Here is an 18,476-nt window from a genome sequence, read left to right as displayed (position 1 = left end):
CACTAAACTGAGTATAAATAAATTAAATAAGGATTATTTTTATAGATGGTCTTTATCCCCCGATAAATTGCTCTATAATAATTATCATTTTTGACAATTGTACACAGGATATATTTAATGAGAACAATTTATTGCGGACAATTAAACGCAAGTTATATTAATCAAGAAGTCACACTATGTGGATGGGTCAATAAACGCCGAGATTTAGGTGGAATGATTTTTATTGATATGCGTGATCGTGAAGGAATTGTGCAAGTTTTTTTTGATCCTGATTACCCACAAGCACACGAATTAGCTAGCGAATTACGTAATGAATTTTGTATTCAAATTAAAGGGAAAGTAAGAGCAAGACCTGATGGTCAAGTTAATAAAGATATGGCAACGGGTGAAGTTGAAATTTTGGCCACAGAGCTGATTATTTTTAATCGTAGTGATATCTTACCTCTTGATTTTAATCAAAATAACAGTGAAGAGCAGCGTTTAAAATATCGTTATATTGATTTGCGTCGTCCGGAAATGTCTACCATTTTCAAAACTCGAGCCAAAATTACCGCATTTGTTCGTTCTTTCATGAATGAACATGGCTTTTTAGATATCGAAACACCAATGTTAACCAAAGCAACACCTGAAGGGGCTCGAGATTATCTTGTACCAAGTCGTGTTCATAATGGTGAGTTTTATGCATTGCCACAATCGCCGCAGTTATTTAAACAGCTACTAATGATGTCAGGCTTTGATCGCTATTATCAAATAGTTAAATGTTTTCGTGATGAAGATCTTCGCGCTGATCGTCAACCAGAATTTACTCAAATTGATGTTGAGACATCTTTTATGAGTGCTGAACAAGTGCGTGAAATTATGGAGAAAATGATTCGTGAACTTTGGTTACATGTGAAAAATGTCGATTTAGGTAGTTTTCCAATATTAACTTTTGCTGAAGCAATGCGACGATTTGGTAGTGATAAACCAGATTTACGTAATCCACTGGAAATTATTGATGTGGCTGATTTAGTAAAAGATATTGATTTTAAAGTATTTTCAACGCCAGCGAATGATCCAAAAGGTCGTGTTGCGCTACTTTGCGTACCAAATGGTGCACAATTAACGCGCAAACAATTAGATGATTATACGCAATTTATCTCGGTATACGGCGCTAAAGGTATGGCGTGGATCAAAGTTAATGAACGTAACAAAGGTTTAGCTGGTGTACAAAGCCCTATAGCTAAATTCTTTAATGAAACTCAAATGGAAGCTTTATTGAATCGTGCTGATGCTAAAGATGGTGATATTTTACTATTTGGTGCAGATAGCTATAAAATTGTTAGTGATGCATTAGGGGCTTTACGTTTGAAAGTCGGTAAAGATTTAAGTATAACTGATGAAAACAAATGGGCAGTACTTTGGATTGTTGATTTCCCTATGTTTGAAGAAACAGACGAAGGCTTAAGTGCTATGCATCATCCATTCACATCACCGAAGGATTTCACTCCAGAGCAATTAATCAGTAACCCTGAAAATGCGGTAGCTAATGCATACGATATGGTTATTAATGGTTATGAAGTCGGTGGTGGTTCTGTGCGTATTCATCGAAGTGAAATGCAACAAGCCGTATTCTCAATTTTAGGTATTAATGAAGATGATCAACGTGAAAAATTTGGCTTCTTACTTGATGCGCTAAAATATGGTACGCCACCGCATGCAGGTTTAGCCTTTGGCTTAGATAGATTAACTATGCTATTAACTGGAACAGATAATATCCGCGATGTTATTGCTTTTCCAAAAACAACTGCAGCCACATGTTTGTTAACTGATGCGCCTAGTCCAGCTAATCCAGCAGCGTTAAAGGAACTTGGTATTGAAGTGAGCCAAAAGTAACGGTATTTATATGCAAAAGTATAAGAACCCTGAGTCTGTTTTAGTTGTTATTTATTGTAAAAGCACTCAGCGAGTTCTTATGTTGCAACGTAAAGATGATCCTAATTTTTGGCAATCAGTTACAGGTAGTTTGGAAAAAAATGAATTGCCTAGGGATACGGCAATTCGTGAGGTTTTTGAAGAGACCGGTATAGATATTAATGGAAAAAATCTTAAATTAATTGACGCAAAACATGTGGTTGAATTTGAAATTTTCCCTCAGTTTAGATATCGGTATGCACCAGAAGTAAAGATAAATAAAGAGCATTGGTTTTATTTACCTCTTTGTGATGAGATAACGCCAGTGCTTACAGAACATTTATCTTATCAATGGTTAACTATAAATAGTGCAGCCAATCTTACTGTATCACCAAATAATTGTGATGCTATTGGTAAAATTGGTTCAATTGAGAAAATTAATTTAAGAGACCAAAAATGAAATTTAATCAATATATCTTTTTGTTGTTTAGTTTATTCTTTCTAATGTCAAACAGTTATGCTGAGATAAATATAAAAAAATGTAAAGCTAATCAAGGTGACTACATTATTTTTGATGAGTATGATTCTCAAATTGCCGAAAAAATTATCGACTATAAATTACATAATCAACCTGAGAAACGAGAAAATAGCATTATTAAAATTTTTGCCAATGAAAATAGTGATGATCGTAATTACTGGTTAGCTTCGATTCAAACTGATAATAAAGCTGAGGATTATTTATTTTATCAAGTAGATCAAAATAAATTTACTGAAGTTGATCAACAACAGTTTCAAATTTTATTACCTAAAATTGTTGAGTGTAATCAGATCAAAGAAGTTCCTATATATAGTGAAAACTTCGATGCAGATTAGTTAATATTTATCAGCTTGTATTTGATTAATGTAATTTAGAGTTGAAAGGAGTCATAATGGCATTATCTAATTTTCGAAATTTTTTAGATTACCTTGAGCAGCAAGGCGAACTGAAACGAATTAGTTATCCAGTTAATCCTTATCTTGAAATGACAGAAATCGCTGATCGTGTATTACGTTCACAAGGCCCGGCATTATTATTCGAAAATCCAATTGGTTATAAAATTCCAGTATTGTGTAATCTTTTCGGTACGGCTAAACGAGTCGCTATGGCGATGGGACGTAAAGAAACTACAGAATTGCGAGAAATTGGCGAATTACTCGCTTTTTTACGAGAGCCTGAACCACCGAAAGGTATTCGACAGTTTTTTAATGTTTTGCCTAAATATAAACAAGTTCTCAATATGCCGGTAAAGCGTTGCTCTTCAGCACCTTGTCAGGAATTAATTTTTAAAGATGATAAGGTCAATTTAACTCAATTACCTATTATGCATTGCTGGCCAGAAGATGTTGCTCCACTTGTAACTTGGGGGTTAACAGTAACCAAAGGACCTCATAAAGAGCGTCAAAATATTGGTGTTTATCGCTTACAATTATTGGGTAAAAATAAATTAATCATGCGTTGGTTATCGCATCGAGGTGGCGCGCTTGATTTTGCTGAATGGCAAAAATCTCATCCAAATGAAAATTTTCCTGTTAGTATCGCAATAGGCGCTGATCCGGCAACTATATTAAGTGCTGTTACGCCGGTACCTGATACATTATCAGAATACGCTTTTGCAGGATTGTTACGAAATAGTCGAACTGAAGTTGTTAAGTCATTATCAAATGAATTAGAAGTGCCAGCGACAGCTGAAATTATTCTCGAAGGTTATATCGATCCAAACGAACTAGCTGTTGAAGGTCCCTATGGTGATCATACTGGCTATTATAATGAAGTTGAAAAATTTGCCGTGTTCACTGTGACTCATTTAACTAGACGCAAAGATGCCATTTATCATTCCACTTATACTGGTAGGCCACCAGATGAACCTGCAGTAATGGGATTAGCATTAAATGAAGTGTTTATTCCAATATTGCAAAAACAATTTCCTGAAATTGTTGATTTTTATCTTCCACCAGAGGGATGTTCTTACCGGATTGCTATTGTCACAATAAAAAAACAATATCCAGGGCATGCCAAAAGAGTCATGATGGGCATTTGGTCCTATTTAAGACAATTTATGTATACTAAATTTATTATCGTCTGTGATGATGATATTAATGCTAGGGATTGGAAAGATGTTATGTGGGCGATTTCAACACGAATGGATCCACACCGAGATACTACATTTGTTGATAATACTCCAATTGATTATCTAGACTTCGCTTCACCAGTGTCTGGCTTAGGATCTAAAATGGGATTGGATGCTACAAACAAGTGGCAGGGCGAAACAAATCGAGAATGGGGTAGCATTATTACTAAAGATGAAAAAGTGGTTGCACATATTGATGAAATTTGGGATGAATTAGGCTTATAGCACATTTAATTTATCGGTATATAATATTTAACCATCATAAAAAATAACATTAACTTTCAATCAAATAAAGAAAAAAGGTAACTATAAAAAAACAAAACTATTCCCTTTTTAATCAATTATGTATAATTACTTTCAATATTATAGCATTTACACAATTATGAAAAGATTTCAAATTATATTGGCTTTGATGTTATCTATCTCTTGTGGATCATTTGCAAGCGAGGCTAAAACACAAACAGATACCGAGCTAAAAGTTAGTGATCCTAGTTCATTAATTCCTTCTTTGCTATTGTCTGCTGAAAAGGGTGATATGCAATCACAATATTCATTAGGAACAATTTATAAGCAGGGATTGGGAGTAGAAGTTAATGATTTAAAAGCCTTTTTTTGGTTCAATAAAGCAGCTGAACAAGGATTAGCTAAGGCACAAAACAATTTAGCTTATATGTATCAAAATGGATTAGGAACTAAAGAAAATTTATCTGAAGCATTTAAATATTTTAAATTGGCAGCTGATCAGAACTACGCTTTAGCTAAATATAATTTAGCGTTAATGTATAAAAATGGTGAGGGAGTTGCTAAAGACATTTCTGCTACGATTAATTATTTTAGCCAAGCTGGTGATCAAGGTATTTATGATGCCTATTTAAATTTAGGTATTATGTACTTTTTTGGTGATGGTGTAGAGAAAGATCGAATGATAGCTGCTGACTGGTTTAGTAAAGCGGCCAAAGATAATAATCCTGAAGCACAATATTATTTAGGGGTAATGTCTCAAAATGGTGATGGTTTAACTCAGGATTATGTTGCTGCGCTTTATTTTTATACTCAAGCTGCAGAACGTGGTCATATATTGGCTATGTATAATTTAGGTATTATGTATGCAACCGGTGCAGGAACAAGACCTGATAATACTCAAGCTGCACATTGGTTTACTAAAGCTGCCGAAGGTGGTAATGCTGACGCTCAATATAATATTGCTGTTATGTATGATGTTGGTGGTGGTGTACAAAAAGATGAACAAAAAGCGATAGAATGGTATACCAAAGCCGCTAAGCAAGGAAGTGTTGATGCGCAATATAATTTAGGAATTAAATATCTAGAAGGTGAAGACGTTAAACAAAATGATAACCTTGCGATTTATTGGTTCACTAAAGCCAGCGAGCAGGGCGATGAAGATGCGAAAGCTTATCTAGAAGAGATTTCAGCGAAAAGTAAAAAGGGCGAATAAGCCCTTTTTACTTTTTATTATCCTGAATTTCGCATTCCTGCTGCAATGCCTGAAATAGTTATCATTAACCCTTGCTCAACGATACTATTTTCATCATTATTTTTACGAGAACGACTCAATAATTCGGCTTGTAATAAGTTAAGAGGTTCAATATAAGTATTACGCAATGCAACTGATTCAGCAATCCAAGGCAGGTCTGCCATTAAGCTAATATCATCCGTGATGGTTAGTACAGTATTGATATCTTCAGTCAATAAATTTCTTAATTCATCTCCTAGTGGCCATAATGCTGGAGAAACTAGACGTTGTTCATAATATTCATGAATATTTGGGGCAGCTTTAGCATAAACCATTTCTAGCATTCCTAAACGAGCATTAAAAAATGGCCAATTATGATACATATCTTGCAATTGCTCTTTTTTGCCCTCACTGATAACAACTCTAAGTGCACTACCTGCACCGAGCCATGATGGCACCATTAAACGGTTTTGTGTCCAAGCAAAAATCCATGGTATTGCTCGTAGGCTCTCAATTCCCCCACCTGTTCGACGTTTTTGTGGACGAGAACCTAATGGTAATCTACCTAGTTCAGCTTCTGGTGTAACTGCTCTAAAATAATCGACAAATTCAGCTTTTTCTCGAACATAGCTTCGATAGCATTGGCAAGAATAATCTGACATTTCATCCATAATATCTCGCCAGACTTGCTTAGGCTCTGGAGGTGGAAGTAAATTTGCTTGTAAAATTGCTGAGGCATAAAGCATTAAACTACTAAGTGCAACCTCAGGTAAACCAAGCTTAAATCTAATCATCTCACCTTGTTCTGTAACACGTAAACCTCCTTTAAGTGATCCAGGTGGTTGTGAAAGTAAAGCCGCATGAGCTGGTGCACCACCACGTCCAATTGAACCTCCACGACCATGGAATAATACTAAGTTGATATTATATTTTTCAAATAAATTGACTAGTTCTTCTTGTGAACGATATTGTGCCCATGACGCAGCAAGTGTTCCTGCATCTTTCGCTGAATCTGAATAGCCAATCATTACCATCTGTTTGCCATTGATCTTTTCACGATACCACGGAATATCTAAAAGTTTTTGCATAACAGATTTAGCATTATTTAAATCTTCTAAGGTTTCAAATAATGGCGCAACAGGTATATTTTTTTGGCAATCAACACTTTTTAGAAGTAAATAAACGGCCAAAATATCAGAAGGTGCTTTGGCCATTGAAATTACATAAGAAGCAATTGATTCCTCACCAGCTTTTTTGATAACTCGGCAGGTATCTAACACTTCTTGAACCATTTCATCAGGTTGCCAATTATAAGGAAGTAATGGTCGATTAGATTGTAATTCAGCTAATAAAAATTCCTGTTTTTCTTCTTCTGTCCATGAGGCGTAACTACCTAAATTAAGTTCTTTAGTTAAGGCGTCTAATGCTTCTGTGTGTACAGAACTATCCTGGCGAATATCTAATCGAACTAATTGTAATCCAAAGCTTTTAATACGTCTTAGTGTATCTAATAATGGCCCATGAGCAATAGTTGACATGCCATTCTCTATTAAAGATTCATAACAGATATAAAGTGGTGTCCATAATTGTTCATTTTTAGTCAACAGATCGACTGGCGCTAAAACTTGCTCATTGTTTAATAGTGAAACGATATAACTATGGGTTTTAACTAAACGAGATCGTAGTTGTTTCATTACTGCTCGGTAAGGCTCTGATGCTGTTTTATTTTGTTCGTTTAATAAATCAATAACCGATTGACTACATTCTGTCATGGATAATTCACGAACTAAAATCTGAATATCAGCTAAAAATAATTCGATTGCTTTTAATCTGGCTTGTAACATGACCTTTTCAGTCACCTTTGCTGTTACATTTGGATTGCCATCTCGATCTCCGCCCATCCATGAGGTAAATTTAACGGGTACATGTTCAACGGATAGTTCTTCATTAAAGGAATCAACTAGCTGGTCATTGAACTCACGTAAAAATAAAGGAACACCTTCCCATAAACTATCTTCAATAACCGAAAATCCCCACTTAGCTTCATCAAGAGGAGTAGGACGTTTTTTACGAATTTCATCGGTATACCATGCTTGGCAAACGAGCTGTTTTAAACGACGCATAATCCGTTCTTTTTCATAATCGGCTAAATCATTATGGTCAAGTTGTGATAAGCAACTATTAATTGCGGTATAAGTATTAATCATTGTGCGGCGGTTGATTTCCGTTGGATGAGCAGTAAGTACCAACTCAATAGATAAATTATCAATCGCTTGTGAAATAGTCTGAGGGGCAAAATTTAAGTTTTTAAGTGATTTGAATAATTCAGTCATTTTTTTAGGACTACTTGATGCTTCGCCATGAGGCGAAATACCATAATACTCTGCAGCAGTGTTAACTAAATTTAAAAACTGGTTAAATGCACGTGCAACATGAAGTAGATCTTGATCATTAAGATTCTCAATTAACTTAAGTAATTCATTATGCGCTTGTTTATTTCCTTGTTGCGCCGATTTGGATAACTGACGGATTTTTTCGACTAAATCGAAAGTTTCATTACCTGTTGCGCGTTTAATTGCATCGCCCAATAGGGTGCCTAACATGTTGACGTTGCTTCGCATTGATGAGTATTGATTATTCATTCTATTCTCTACTTGTTTATATTTTGCCTAAGTACCTTTAAGCTGCACGATTAAAATGACAATTTAAAGAAAAAGGTATAAATATAGGTTAATCGCTCAGGATATATACTTTATAACAATGTTGTATTGAATTTAAATAATAAAATTTTATGGATTTTATTATTTCTATTGTTTTTATTATATTTGCTAAATGAATATTCTTACTATCATGAAAAGTTAAAATTCTATTTAGAAAGACTTTTTTGTATTAACACTAGGTTAGTAAACTGTATATTGTTGTCAATTAAGTATATACTAATGACATTATGAATAGGTATTGGATGAATTAATGATCGTTGTTTTTTATATCGCATCGATAATTGCTGTTGTTGCAAGTATAAAAGTGATTTTTTGTCGGCGAGTAGAAAAAGCAATTTTATATTTGGCTATATCACTTTTTGCATCAGCATTAATATTTATTCTACTAGAAACATATATTTCGGCTGTTTTATATATTCTCTTGTTTATTAGCGGAGCAGTCATCCTGTTTAGGGCTGTTTCTTTAAGGCTGGAAATGCGTCGTGACAATGTTGAAAATGGTAAACATGGTATTAGCCCCAAAATTTGGCTAGGGCCATTAGTTTTAGCATTTATTTTATTAGTTGTTCTTATTTATGGCGTAGTAAGTACTGACTATACGCAGTTCACTGAATCGCATGAATTGATGCACCAAATGTCAATCTATGCTTATGTATTAATGGCTGAGTTAGCTGCGTTTTTACTGTTAGGCGCTGCAGTTATATCTTATCATTTTATGCATCGAATGCTGTCGGAGAAATAATGTGATACCACTTATGTATGGTTTGATTTTTGCCTCAATCTTATTTGTAATAGGACTTTTAGGGGTAATGATTAGACGTAATCTCTATTTCTTATTGTTAAGTCTTGTCATCATGAATAATGGGGCCATCGCTGCACTTTTTGTCGCAAGTAGTTATTGGCAGCAATCCGATGGAGAGGTGCTTGCTATATTAGCGGTAACCGCTGTATTAGCTCAAATATCGGTCGGGCTTGCTTTATTGGTAAAATTAATTTATCGACGTAAAAACTTTAATATTGACTCATTGAGTGAAATGAAAGGATGAATTTACTTTATTTAACTATCATTGTTCCATTGCTATCTTTCTTGATATTAGTCTGTTTTGGGCGACAAATACAATCCATTAATGTTATGTTAATCGGGATTTGTACGATGTTTCTTGTTGGATTAATAACAATATTTTCTTGTATTGATTTTACTACCAATACAGTTCCAGATATGACATTGGTTTATACAAGAAATTTATGGACTTGGTTTTCAGTTGGTGATTTTGATGTTCCTATATCTTTAACGCTAGATGGCTTATCACTGACATTCTTGGTATTAATATCATTCTTTGGTTTGTTGATCTATTTTTTTGCTGCCTGTTATTTAAAATCGAGGAAAGATATTTACACTTTTTATGCATATAGCAATTTACTGATAGCAAGTGTGTTAACGGTTGTTCTTGTTGATAATTTGTTTGTGATGTTACTTGGTTGGGAAGGGGTGAGTATAAGTACTTACTTACTTATTGGTATTTACTACAAACAAGCTCGCAATAGTTATGCAGCAGTTAAAGCATTTGTTATGATGCATTTAACTGATATTTTTCTAATCATAGGTATATTTTTACTTTATCAGACTTTAGAAACATTAAAAATCAGTGATATTTTAATAAAAGCTCATAATGACTTAGCAGTTGATTCAGACATTATTTTTTGGATTACGTTGATGTTATTCTTTGGCGCTATGAGTAAATCAGCGCTTTTTCCAATGCATTCATGGTTCAAAGAAACAACACTAGCACCGATGCCTGCTATCGCGTTATTGCAATCTTCTACTGTTATATTCGCGGGTGTTTATCTAGTCTTAAGGCTAAGTAATCTGTTTATGATGTCAAGTGATACGCTTTATATAATGCTTTTATTCGCTTCTTTGACTGTTATTTTTGCTAGTAGTATCGCTTTGGTTCAAAATGATATAAAACAGATTATAACTTATATCAATTTAGCGCAAATAAGTTATCTATTTTATGCATTTTCGACACAGAGCTGGAATTTATCCTTAAGTTGTTTGATTAATTATACTGTTACTAGCACTTTACTCATTCTTGCTTCTGCAATTTTAATCAAACAGTGCCAAGGTGAACGGGACATCAATAAACTTGGTGGCTTGTTAAAGTCTAATAGAGTCTTATATGCAATCTTCTTAGTAATCATGTTATCACTTAGTGCCTTACCGTGGGTTTCCGCATCATTTTATATTAAAGGCGATATTATTTGGGGGTTAATGGCTCAAGATAGCTTAATGGCCGGTACTATTGGCTTATTAGGAATTTTATTGTCGAGTTTATGCATTTGGCGTTTGATATTTTTAGTTTTTCATCATTCAATTAAAATTGAAAAAATAATAAGAATCAGAAAAATAAATTATTATCCGATTTTTATTTTATTGATATTTACTACGGCACTGTTTATCTACTTGCCATTACCGATACAAGGGATAATCCCAATAGCCAATTTAGATACACAAGGCCAGGTCCTATTTAGAATATTGTTGTGTGCAGTAACCCTATTAAGTTTAGTTATTGCATATATTCTTTATGCTCATCCGAATGCTGAGGTTCATGAAATTCTCAATACTCCGATGATCAAATCGTTAGGAAAATTATGTAAAAGTGATTGGCGATTCGACTATTTGTTAAATAATCTTTTTGTAAAACCGTATATTTATTTAGCAAACTTATTGAAAAAGGATCCACTAGCCTTATGGGATGATTGGATCATGTGGGGGATAAAGAAAATAAATGCCTATATTGTCAGTTTAGAAAATGGACAAATAAGATGGTATATGGTTTCAATGGTAATAGGTAGCATTATTATATTAATGTTATTGATTTTTATTTGATAAAGGTGTGAACTTAATGTTGCTATGGCTTGTTTTCTTACCTGTAATTGGTGGATTTATTGGTTGGTTTTGTCATGTATTTTTACAAAGAATCGTGACTTCAACCGATATACAGTTGCGTTGGCAACGTTTACCAATGATGATTGCTCTTACAACCATATTAGTCACATTTATTTTGGTAATTGTTTCATGGTCAGATGCAAATACTGCTTTAGAACAAAGTCCAAATTGGATTGAAGAAGTTAATATTGATTGGATACCTTTACTTGGCATTCATTTTCATCTGGTATTAGATGGTTTATCTTTGATTGTTATTAGTTCGACACTCTTTATTGTATTGTTAGTTATTGTTTATTCAAGTAAAGAAAATCTTAATAATGTCGGATTATTTTATTTATGTGTATTATTTATGACATCAGCTATTATGATGTTATTCGTAATTACTGATCTGTTTTTAATGTTTTTCTTCTGGGAAGCGGTAGCTATTCCAATTTATTTTTTAATTTCATTGTGGGGCAGACGTGATTTAAATTCTCAATTACGTTTTAATGGAGCTAGCAAATTTTTAATTTACACTCAGATAAGTAGCCTACTAATGCTAATATCGATTGTGTCGTTGGCTTTGATCAACTGGAATCTAACGGCAAAATGGACTTTTGATTATCAGATTCTAACAAAGACGCCGATTTCAAGTAATACCGAATTTTTATTAATGCTAGGCTTTTTAGCCGCTTTTATTATACGTATTCCTTTAATTCCTTTTCATAATTGGTTTATTGAGGCACATATCGAATCTTCAACAAGTGGTTCGATGATGATTAGTGGTTTATTAGTTAATACGGCGGCATTTGGTTTATTACGTTTTGTGATACCTCTTTTCCCTAATGCTTCGTTAGCGATTATGCCGTTTATTTTAGTATTAGCTATATGCACGCTATTTTACACCGCGTTACTTGCTTTTAATCAAACCGATATTAAGAAACTGATTGCTTATATCCATATTGCTTTAATGGGGTTTGTGACGGCGATTATCTTTAGCGGCTCAGTTATTGCTTTCCAAGGTGTTGTTATTCAAATGGTAGCGATTAATTTAGCTATTGTTGGCATGTTTATAATAAGTGGTTTATTAGCAGAATGCTATTTAACTCGAAACATTAACCAATTTATTGGCTTAAAAGAGCAAGTAAAGTATTTGTCTTCTTTTACTCTGTTTTTTATGTTAGCTGTGTTAGGTATTCCCGGAACGGCTAACTTCATAGGTAATTATATGATGTTATTAGGTAGTTATAATTCATATCCTTATTACACTATTTTATTAGCAATTGGATTATTGTTATTGTCAATATCGTTAATTATTCGAATGCAACCTATTTTTTATGGTGAAGTTGATAAAATTACGGTTACAAAACACTTGCTGAGTAAAAAAGATATTTTTCTATTGTCTAGTGTTCTTATTGTATTAATTTTTATTGGATTATATCCAAAAATGGTTCTAGATATGTCTTATTCTATTGTTAACCAAACACTGCAATATATAATTACTGAACGAGTGGGAGAGTAATAACTTATGATAGCTTTATTGCCAATATTTATATTGAGCTTTGCCATAATAATTTTGCTCATCGCACTATTTATTTTTAAAATAGATACTAAAAAATGTGCTACTTTAACCATATCGGGATTAATTTTTGCACTAATTTGTTCTGCATTTTGGGGGTATAAAATTTCGTTTAATACCCAAGCAATATCAGATATTAGTAGTGATAATATGCAAATATCGGTTTCTTCGTCACCAGAAAATACCGATACAACATCTGCAACAGAACAAACAGTCACTATTGATAGCGTACCTACGGAGCAAGAAACCACCTCCTCAACAAGTGAAGAAGTTACCGAATCTATTGCGGAAAATAATGATATGCTGGGACCATTCCCTCAGGTTGATGATACTCAGCAGAATGATACTAACAATGAATGGCAAGCACGTCATGTTACTGCATTATTTACTTGTGATGGTTATGGATTACTTTATACCTGCTTAATTTTATTTATTTCAATCGTAGTTTCATCATTAGCTTATCGATGGTTTGTACAAGAAGAAATCAACCATGGGTTATTCTATTTAATTTTGCTGTTTATGACGTTAGGTGGAGTCACTTTAGTTTATGCTAGCCATTTAATGTCATTCTTTCTTGGCATTGAATTGCTCTCGATTCCATTTATTGGTTTAATCGGCTATCAATATATCCAAACCCATGCGCTTGAAGCCGCGATTAAATATATGATTTTGTCCGCCATTGCTAGTTCATTTTTGTTAATGGGAATTGCTTTCTATTATGCAACTACTGGCGAGCTCACATTTAGTGGTTTAAGTTATCAATTATCAACCATGACTTATCCAAGTACTTTATTATTAATTGGTATTTGTTTAATGTTAGTTGGTATTGGTTTTAAACTTTCGCTAGTACCTTTTCAACTTTGGTTACCCGATGTTTATCAAGGGGCTCCGACTGTTATTTCATTACTACTATCAACTGTAGGTAAAGTTGCTGTGTTTTGTGCTATTGCAAGATTATTTTTATTAGCGCCAATAGTAAATAATGAAACAATCCGTATTATTTTGGTTATTATGGCCTTCTGTTCAATTCTATGGGGAAATTTATCGGCATTATTGCAAAGTAGCTTAAAAAGGTTATTGGCTTATTCATCAATTGCTCATTTTGGTTATCTTTTGCTGGCATTAATTGCCGTGCAGTATCAAGTGCTCGCTTTAGAAACAATTGGTGTTTATTTAATTGGCTATATTTTTGCCAACATCTGTATCTTAGGCGTGATCAGCTTAGAGTCCCATTCCAATGAATTACAGGATCATGAAAAGGAAATTGATCTTTCGGGATTATTTTGGCGTCGACCTGTTTTAGCCTTAGCAATGGGAGTCGGCTTATTATCTTTAGCTGGAGCACCACTTACTGCGGGTTTTGTGGGGCGTTTTCTTTTAGTTTTATTAGGGGTTACTGCTGAATTATGGTGGTTAATTGCTGCAGTAGTGATTGGTAGTACCATAGGATTATATTTCTACTCAAGACTTATACTCAATCTATATATCAGGCCTATCAATCGTGATGATTCCTCAAGTAATAATTCTATTATTAAATTGAAGTGGCAAGACATAAAAGTGAGTGAATTGTTTATTGTTATCGCAGCATTTTTAACCATGGTATGTGGTGTTTATCCTAAATGGTTATTTAACTTGGTTAGTATGGCACAATATTTAACGACTTAATTTTTTTGCTGGTTCATTGTTGGTGGGTACTGTATTTAGTTAGTTAATTGAATAAAATAGTTAATAATAATGATATTTGTTGTTGACTTAAAAGATATTGGCAAGAAATAGTTAATAATCGATTTATTTATTGTGTTATAATTCTGCACTTTAATATTTTTATATACATTTAAGAGGACCAATATGGACTTTTTTATTTCTAATGCATACGCAGCGGATGGTGCTAGTGCTGAAGCAAATCCTTATTTTTTACCTATCATGTTAGTCGTGTTTGGACTGTTTTTCTATTTTATGATTATGCGTCCACAACAAAAACGTGCTAAAGCACATCGCGAGTTAATGGCTTCTATTTCAAAAGGTGATGAAGTGTTAACTAATGGTGGACTTATTGGTCGAGTATCGAAAGTTAATGAAAATGGTTATATTGTGTTAGAGTTAAATGATACAACTGAAGTTGTTATCAAACGTGACTTCATCACATCAGTATTACCAAAAGGAACAATGAAATCATTATAATAGATTTTCCTATTATAATTCATTGTATTAATTATCTAATCCCACAAGAGAATATGTCGTGCTAAATCGCTATCCTTTGTGGAAGTACATTATGTTGGTCGTCGTGATTTGCGTCGGCCTACTTTATGCTCTTCCAAATATTTATGGTGAAGATCCCGCTATACAAATTTCAGGTTCAAATAGTGCCGAAATTAATGTTGCTACGCAAGATAAAGTCAAACAACTTTTGGTGAAAAATCAAATTGAACCTAAATCACTGGTTTATGAAAATAAATCTATTTTAATTCGTTTAAGTGATAATGATACTCAGCTGAAAGCTAAGGAATTAATATCACAAGAATTAGGAGATGATTATACTGTTGCACTAAATCTAGCGCCTGCAACACCATCATGGTTAACGATGATTGGTGCCGAACCCATGAAATTAGGGCTCGATTTGCGTGGCGGTGTGCATTTCTTAATGGAAGTAGATATGACTACTGCGTTAAGTAAATTGACAGAACAATCGATTGAAAATTTAAAAGCAGAGTTCAATAAAAATAATCTAAAGTACAAAGCATTAAATAAAAGTAGTAATCAACAAATCTTAATGCAATTTGATAATACAGAAGATCGAAACAAAGCCATTAGTAAAATTAATGGATTGCAAGATTATGAATTAACTTCGCAAAGTGAAAATAGCATCGTTATTAGTGTTAGCCAACAGCGCCTACAACAAGCTAAAAGTGATGCTGTACAACAAAACACCACCATTTTGCGTAATCGTGTTAATCAATTAGGTGTTGCTGAACCAATTGTTCAACGTCAAGGCTCTGATCGTATTGTTGTTGAGTTACCTGGTATTCAAGATACTGCATTAGCTAAACGAATTTTAGGTGCAACTGCAACCCTCGAGTTTAGACAAGTAAATGAAGATGGTTCAATTAATTTAGAAGCTATTTTAAAAGGTGAAATGCGTGTTCCATATGGTTCTGAAATAAAATATATGGAAAATGGTCGTCCGGTCTTACTTTATAAACGTGTGGTATTAACGGGTGATCATATTACCGATTCTTCATTTAGAGTAAATGAATATAGCCAACCTGAAGTTTCTATTAACTTAGATAGTGCTGGTGGCAAAACTATGCTTGATTTCACGCAGAAACATCTGAAAGAAGCAATGGCAACATTATTTGTTGAATATAAAGATACGGGAAAACGTGATGAAAATGATAAACCTATTCTTGAAAAACAAGAGAGAGTTATCAATGTAGCAACGATCCAAGGTATTTTTAGTGACCGGTTCCAAGTAACTGGGATTAGTAGTGTTGATGAAGCTAGAAATTTATCACTACTATTAAGAGCAGGGGCCTTAATTGCGCCGATCCAAATAATTGAAGAACGCACAGTTGGTCCATCAATGGGGCAAGAAAATATCACTCAAGGTTTAGAATCTTGTATATGGGGATTATTAATTTCGGTAATCTTTATGTTAGTGGTATATCGTCTATTTGGTGTATTTGCTAGTCTTGCATTAGTTGCAAACTTAATTTTAATTGTTGGTGCAATGTCTTTATTACCTGGAGCAACATTAAGTATGCCAGGGATTGCCGGTATCGTACTAACTGTAGGTATGGCGGTCGATGCTAATGTTTTAATTAATGAACGTATAAAAGAAGAGCTCAGTAATGGTCGAGGTGTCCAACATGCAATTAACGAAGGTTATGCTGGCGCTTGGAGTAGTATTTTTGACGCCAATATTACCACATTAATAACTGCGATTATTCTTTATGCAGTAGGTACAGGTTCTATTAAAGGCTTTGCCATTACATTAGGTATCGGTATCGTAACATCGATGTTTACCTCGATCGTAGGGACTCGAGCTCTGGCCAATCTTATTTATGGTGGTCGTCGCGTCAATAAGTTATCAATTTAGAGGTTTATTGTGACTATTAATAAAAAAGAAAATCATGATGTTAGAGAATTAAATCATGGACGAAGAGTACTCGACTTTTTAAAATTTGGCTTTATTGCTTTTGTTATCTCAATGTTATTGGTTGTGGCTTCATTTGTGGTTATTCTTGTTAAAGGCTTTAATCTTGGACAGGATTTTACCGGTGGTACCACCGTTGAACTGACAGTAACTAAAGCCGTAAATCTTGATGATTTACGTAATAGTTTACGTGATGCAGGTTATCATGAACCAGTCGTTCAGTATTATGGCAGCAGTAAAGATATTATTATCCGATTAGCCACCGCCAATCAAAATGAGGGTAGTGCATCATCTGCAATTGATAATGCATTAGGTACTAAAATCTCTAATTTAGTACATAAAGATATTGATAGTAATGCTGAAATTAAGCGAATTGAATTCGTTGGTCCTACGGTTGGTTCTGAATTAGCTCAAGATGGTATTTTGGCGATCTGCGCTGCATTAATTTGTATCTTAATCTATATTGCATTTCGATTTGAATGGCGATTTGGTACTGGTGCTGTTGTAGCATTAGCGCATGACGTGGTTATTACCGCTGGTTATTTATCACTCTTTGATCGTGAGTTGGATTTAACCATTATTGCAGCAATGTTATCTATCATTGGTTATTCTCTTAATGATACTATCGTTGTATTCGACCGAATTCGTGAGAATTTTAGAAAAATACGACGTGCGTCGCCATATGATGTTATAAACATTTCGTTAACCCAAACATTACATCGAACCTTAATGACATCTGGCACAACGTTAGCCGTGGTTATTATTTTATATATCTTCGGTGGTTCAATGTTAAAAGGTTTCTCTGAAACATTAGGGGTTGGTATTGTGTTAGGTACAATTTCATCAATTTATGTAGCAGCATATATGTCGCTTAAATTAGGTGTGAAACGTGAACACTTTATGCCACCAAAAGTTGAAGCAGAAGGTGCGGATCAAAACGCAATTTTACGTTAATCATTTAAGCTCTGTCATATCCTGACAGAGCTTTGTTAGCTTGTTTTTTGAGCAAATAATATTAAATTATTTGACACCCTTTAACTAGTTGCATATTATTAGCCACAGTTTTTTTATCCCTTTAGGGGCCATAGCTCAGCTGGGAGAGCGCAACGCTGGCAGCGTTGAGGTCAGGGGTTCGATCCCCCTTGGCTCCACCAATTCCAAATTCTGCAATTTAAATCCTTTTAGCAATATTTATACAGTGCTAAGATAGTAAAACTATCAATTATCGGCCATATTATATGTTCCAATACCGTCCAAATGTCTTAGCCAATGAATGTCGTGATATGAATGATATTCGCGCGGAAATTGATAATATCGATCATCTGGTAATTCAATTACTAGCAACTCGTTTTGACTATGTTAAAGCTGCCAGTCAGTTCAAAAAAAATGCTATCGATGTTCAAGCTAAAGAACGTTTTAATAGTATGCTTGAGCAACGTAAGCTTTGGGCTGATGAGTTAGGTCTCGATGGTGATATCATTAAAGAATTGTATGCTAATTTAGTGAAATATTTTATTGATGAAGAATTAAAGCATCTTCAACATAAAGAAGAATAATTAC

General features: G+C 34.0%; 15 protein-coding genes and 1 tRNA gene. 15 read left to right on the top strand and 1 reads right to left on the bottom strand.

Features of this window, described 5'->3' with window-relative positions; genetic code table 11:
* Nucleotides 1–117: 117 nt before the first annotated feature.
* The 5 genes from aspS to B6C99_RS09125 all read left to right on the top strand — a co-directional run bounded on the left by aspS (nucleotide 118) and on the right by B6C99_RS09125 (nucleotide 5,517).
* On the top strand, nucleotides 118–1,875 hold the full coding sequence (gene aspS, locus B6C99_RS09145) for an aspartate--tRNA ligase (protein ID WP_086359544.1): 1,758 nt from the start codon (nucleotides 118–120) through the stop codon (nucleotides 1,873–1,875).
* Between the two features lie 10 nt (nucleotides 1,876–1,885).
* The gene (gene nudB / locus B6C99_RS09140; protein WP_086359543.1) at nucleotides 1,886–2,353 is read left to right on the top strand and encodes a dihydroneopterin triphosphate diphosphatase; all 468 of its coding nucleotides are present in this window, start codon (nucleotides 1,886–1,888) and stop codon (nucleotides 2,351–2,353) included.
* Complete coding sequence (locus tag B6C99_RS09135; protein WP_086359542.1) at nucleotides 2,350–2,766, top strand: hypothetical protein; 417 nt, start codon at nucleotides 2,350–2,352, stop codon at nucleotides 2,764–2,766. Before nudB ends, B6C99_RS09135 begins: the two co-directional genes overlap by 4 nt.
* 56 nt (nucleotides 2,767–2,822) lie before the next feature.
* On the top strand, nucleotides 2,823–4,286 hold the full coding sequence (gene ubiD, locus B6C99_RS09130) for a 4-hydroxy-3-polyprenylbenzoate decarboxylase (RefSeq protein ID WP_086359541.1): 1,464 nt from the start codon (nucleotides 2,823–2,825) through the stop codon (nucleotides 4,284–4,286).
* A 157-nt stretch (nucleotides 4,287–4,443) separates the two neighbouring features.
* A complete protein-coding gene (locus B6C99_RS09125; RefSeq protein WP_158092465.1) occupies nucleotides 4,444–5,517 on the top strand; it encodes an SEL1-like repeat protein in 1,074 nt (357 codons plus the stop codon).
* A 17-nt stretch (nucleotides 5,518–5,534) separates the two neighbouring features.
* On the opposite strand, the gene ppc is transcribed toward B6C99_RS09125, so the two are convergent.
* The gene (gene ppc, locus B6C99_RS09120; protein ID WP_086359539.1) at nucleotides 5,535–8,177 is read right to left on the bottom strand and encodes a phosphoenolpyruvate carboxylase; all 2,643 of its coding nucleotides are present in this window, start codon (nucleotides 8,175–8,177) and stop codon (nucleotides 5,535–5,537) included.
* A 328-nt stretch (nucleotides 8,178–8,505) separates the two neighbouring features.
* Between ppc and B6C99_RS09115 the strand changes: the two genes are divergently transcribed.
* From B6C99_RS09115 to B6C99_RS09070, 10 genes are all read left to right on the top strand, one after another.
* Nucleotides 8,506–8,997: an NADH-quinone oxidoreductase subunit J gene (locus tag B6C99_RS09115; protein WP_086359538.1), complete on the top strand. Its 492-nt coding sequence runs from the start codon at nucleotides 8,506–8,508 to the stop codon at nucleotides 8,995–8,997.
* A gap of 1 nt (nucleotide 8,998) precedes the next feature.
* Nucleotides 8,999–9,301, top strand: a complete 303-nt coding sequence (gene nuoK / locus B6C99_RS09110) for an NADH-quinone oxidoreductase subunit NuoK (RefSeq protein WP_065577763.1) — start codon at nucleotides 8,999–9,001, stop codon at nucleotides 9,299–9,301.
* Entirely contained in the window at nucleotides 9,298–11,145 is a 1,848-nt protein-coding gene (locus tag B6C99_RS09105) for an NADH-quinone oxidoreductase subunit L (RefSeq protein ID WP_086359537.1), read from the top strand. Before nuoK ends, B6C99_RS09105 begins: the two co-directional genes overlap by 4 nt.
* A gap of 16 nt (nucleotides 11,146–11,161) precedes the next feature.
* A complete protein-coding gene (locus tag B6C99_RS09100) occupies nucleotides 11,162–12,706 on the top strand; it encodes a NuoM family protein (protein ID WP_086359536.1) in 1,545 nt (514 codons plus the stop codon).
* Nucleotides 12,707–12,712: 6 nt separating this feature from the next.
* The gene (locus tag B6C99_RS09095) at nucleotides 12,713–14,428 is read left to right on the top strand and encodes an NADH-quinone oxidoreductase subunit N (RefSeq protein ID WP_086359535.1); all 1,716 of its coding nucleotides are present in this window, start codon (nucleotides 12,713–12,715) and stop codon (nucleotides 14,426–14,428) included.
* Nucleotides 14,429–14,611: 183 nt separating this feature from the next.
* Nucleotides 14,612–14,944, top strand: coding sequence for a preprotein translocase subunit YajC (gene yajC / locus B6C99_RS09090; RefSeq protein ID WP_086359534.1), 333 nt, complete (start codon nucleotides 14,612–14,614; stop codon nucleotides 14,942–14,944).
* Nucleotides 14,945–15,002: 58 nt separating this feature from the next.
* On the top strand, nucleotides 15,003–16,859 hold the full coding sequence (gene secD / locus B6C99_RS09085; RefSeq protein WP_086359533.1) for a protein translocase subunit SecD: 1,857 nt from the start codon (nucleotides 15,003–15,005) through the stop codon (nucleotides 16,857–16,859).
* 15 nt (nucleotides 16,860–16,874) lie between these two features.
* Nucleotides 16,875–17,870, top strand: a complete 996-nt coding sequence (gene secF, locus B6C99_RS09080) for a protein translocase subunit SecF (RefSeq protein ID WP_086359548.1) — start codon at nucleotides 16,875–16,877, stop codon at nucleotides 17,868–17,870.
* 124 nt (nucleotides 17,871–17,994) lie between these two features.
* Nucleotides 17,995–18,070 (top strand) — tRNA-Ala (locus B6C99_RS09075).
* Between the two features lie 84 nt (nucleotides 18,071–18,154).
* The gene (locus B6C99_RS09070; RefSeq protein ID WP_086359532.1) at nucleotides 18,155–18,472 is read left to right on the top strand and encodes a chorismate mutase; all 318 of its coding nucleotides are present in this window, start codon (nucleotides 18,155–18,157) and stop codon (nucleotides 18,470–18,472) included.
* The last annotated feature ends 4 nt before the right edge of the window (nucleotides 18,473–18,476 follow it).

Origin of the sequence: Gilliamella sp. N-G2 (assembly GCF_002142215.1) — a bacterium.
GTDB lineage: Bacteria > Pseudomonadota > Gammaproteobacteria > Enterobacterales > Orbaceae > Gilliamella.
This window is presented reverse-complemented; position numbering and strand designations above follow the sequence as displayed.

Coding starts and splice junctions, on each gene's coding strand:
- B6C99_RS09100 (WP_086359536.1), top strand. CDS start 11,162: ATGTTGCTATGGCTTGTTTTCTTACCTGTAATTGGTGGATTTATTGGT.
- B6C99_RS09070 (WP_086359532.1), top strand. CDS start 18,155: ATGTTCCAATACCGTCCAAATGTCTTAGCCAATGAATGTCGTGATATG.
- B6C99_RS09105 (WP_086359537.1), top strand. CDS start 9,298: ATGAATTTACTTTATTTAACTATCATTGTTCCATTGCTATCTTTCTTG.
- B6C99_RS09125 (WP_158092465.1), top strand. CDS start 4,444: ATGAAAAGATTTCAAATTATATTGGCTTTGATGTTATCTATCTCTTGT.
- nudB (WP_086359543.1), top strand. CDS start 1,886: ATGCAAAAGTATAAGAACCCTGAGTCTGTTTTAGTTGTTATTTATTGT.
- B6C99_RS09135 (WP_086359542.1), top strand. CDS start 2,350: ATGAAATTTAATCAATATATCTTTTTGTTGTTTAGTTTATTCTTTCTA.
- aspS (WP_086359544.1), top strand. CDS start 118: ATGAGAACAATTTATTGCGGACAATTAAACGCAAGTTATATTAATCAA.
- B6C99_RS09095 (WP_086359535.1), top strand. CDS start 12,713: ATGATAGCTTTATTGCCAATATTTATATTGAGCTTTGCCATAATAATT.
- ubiD (WP_086359541.1), top strand. CDS start 2,823: ATGGCATTATCTAATTTTCGAAATTTTTTAGATTACCTTGAGCAGCAA.
- B6C99_RS09115 (WP_086359538.1), top strand. CDS start 8,506: ATGATCGTTGTTTTTTATATCGCATCGATAATTGCTGTTGTTGCAAGT.
- ppc (WP_086359539.1), bottom strand. CDS start 8,177: ATGAATAATCAATACTCATCAATGCGAAGCAACGTCAACATGTTAGGC.
- yajC (WP_086359534.1), top strand. CDS start 14,612: ATGGACTTTTTTATTTCTAATGCATACGCAGCGGATGGTGCTAGTGCT.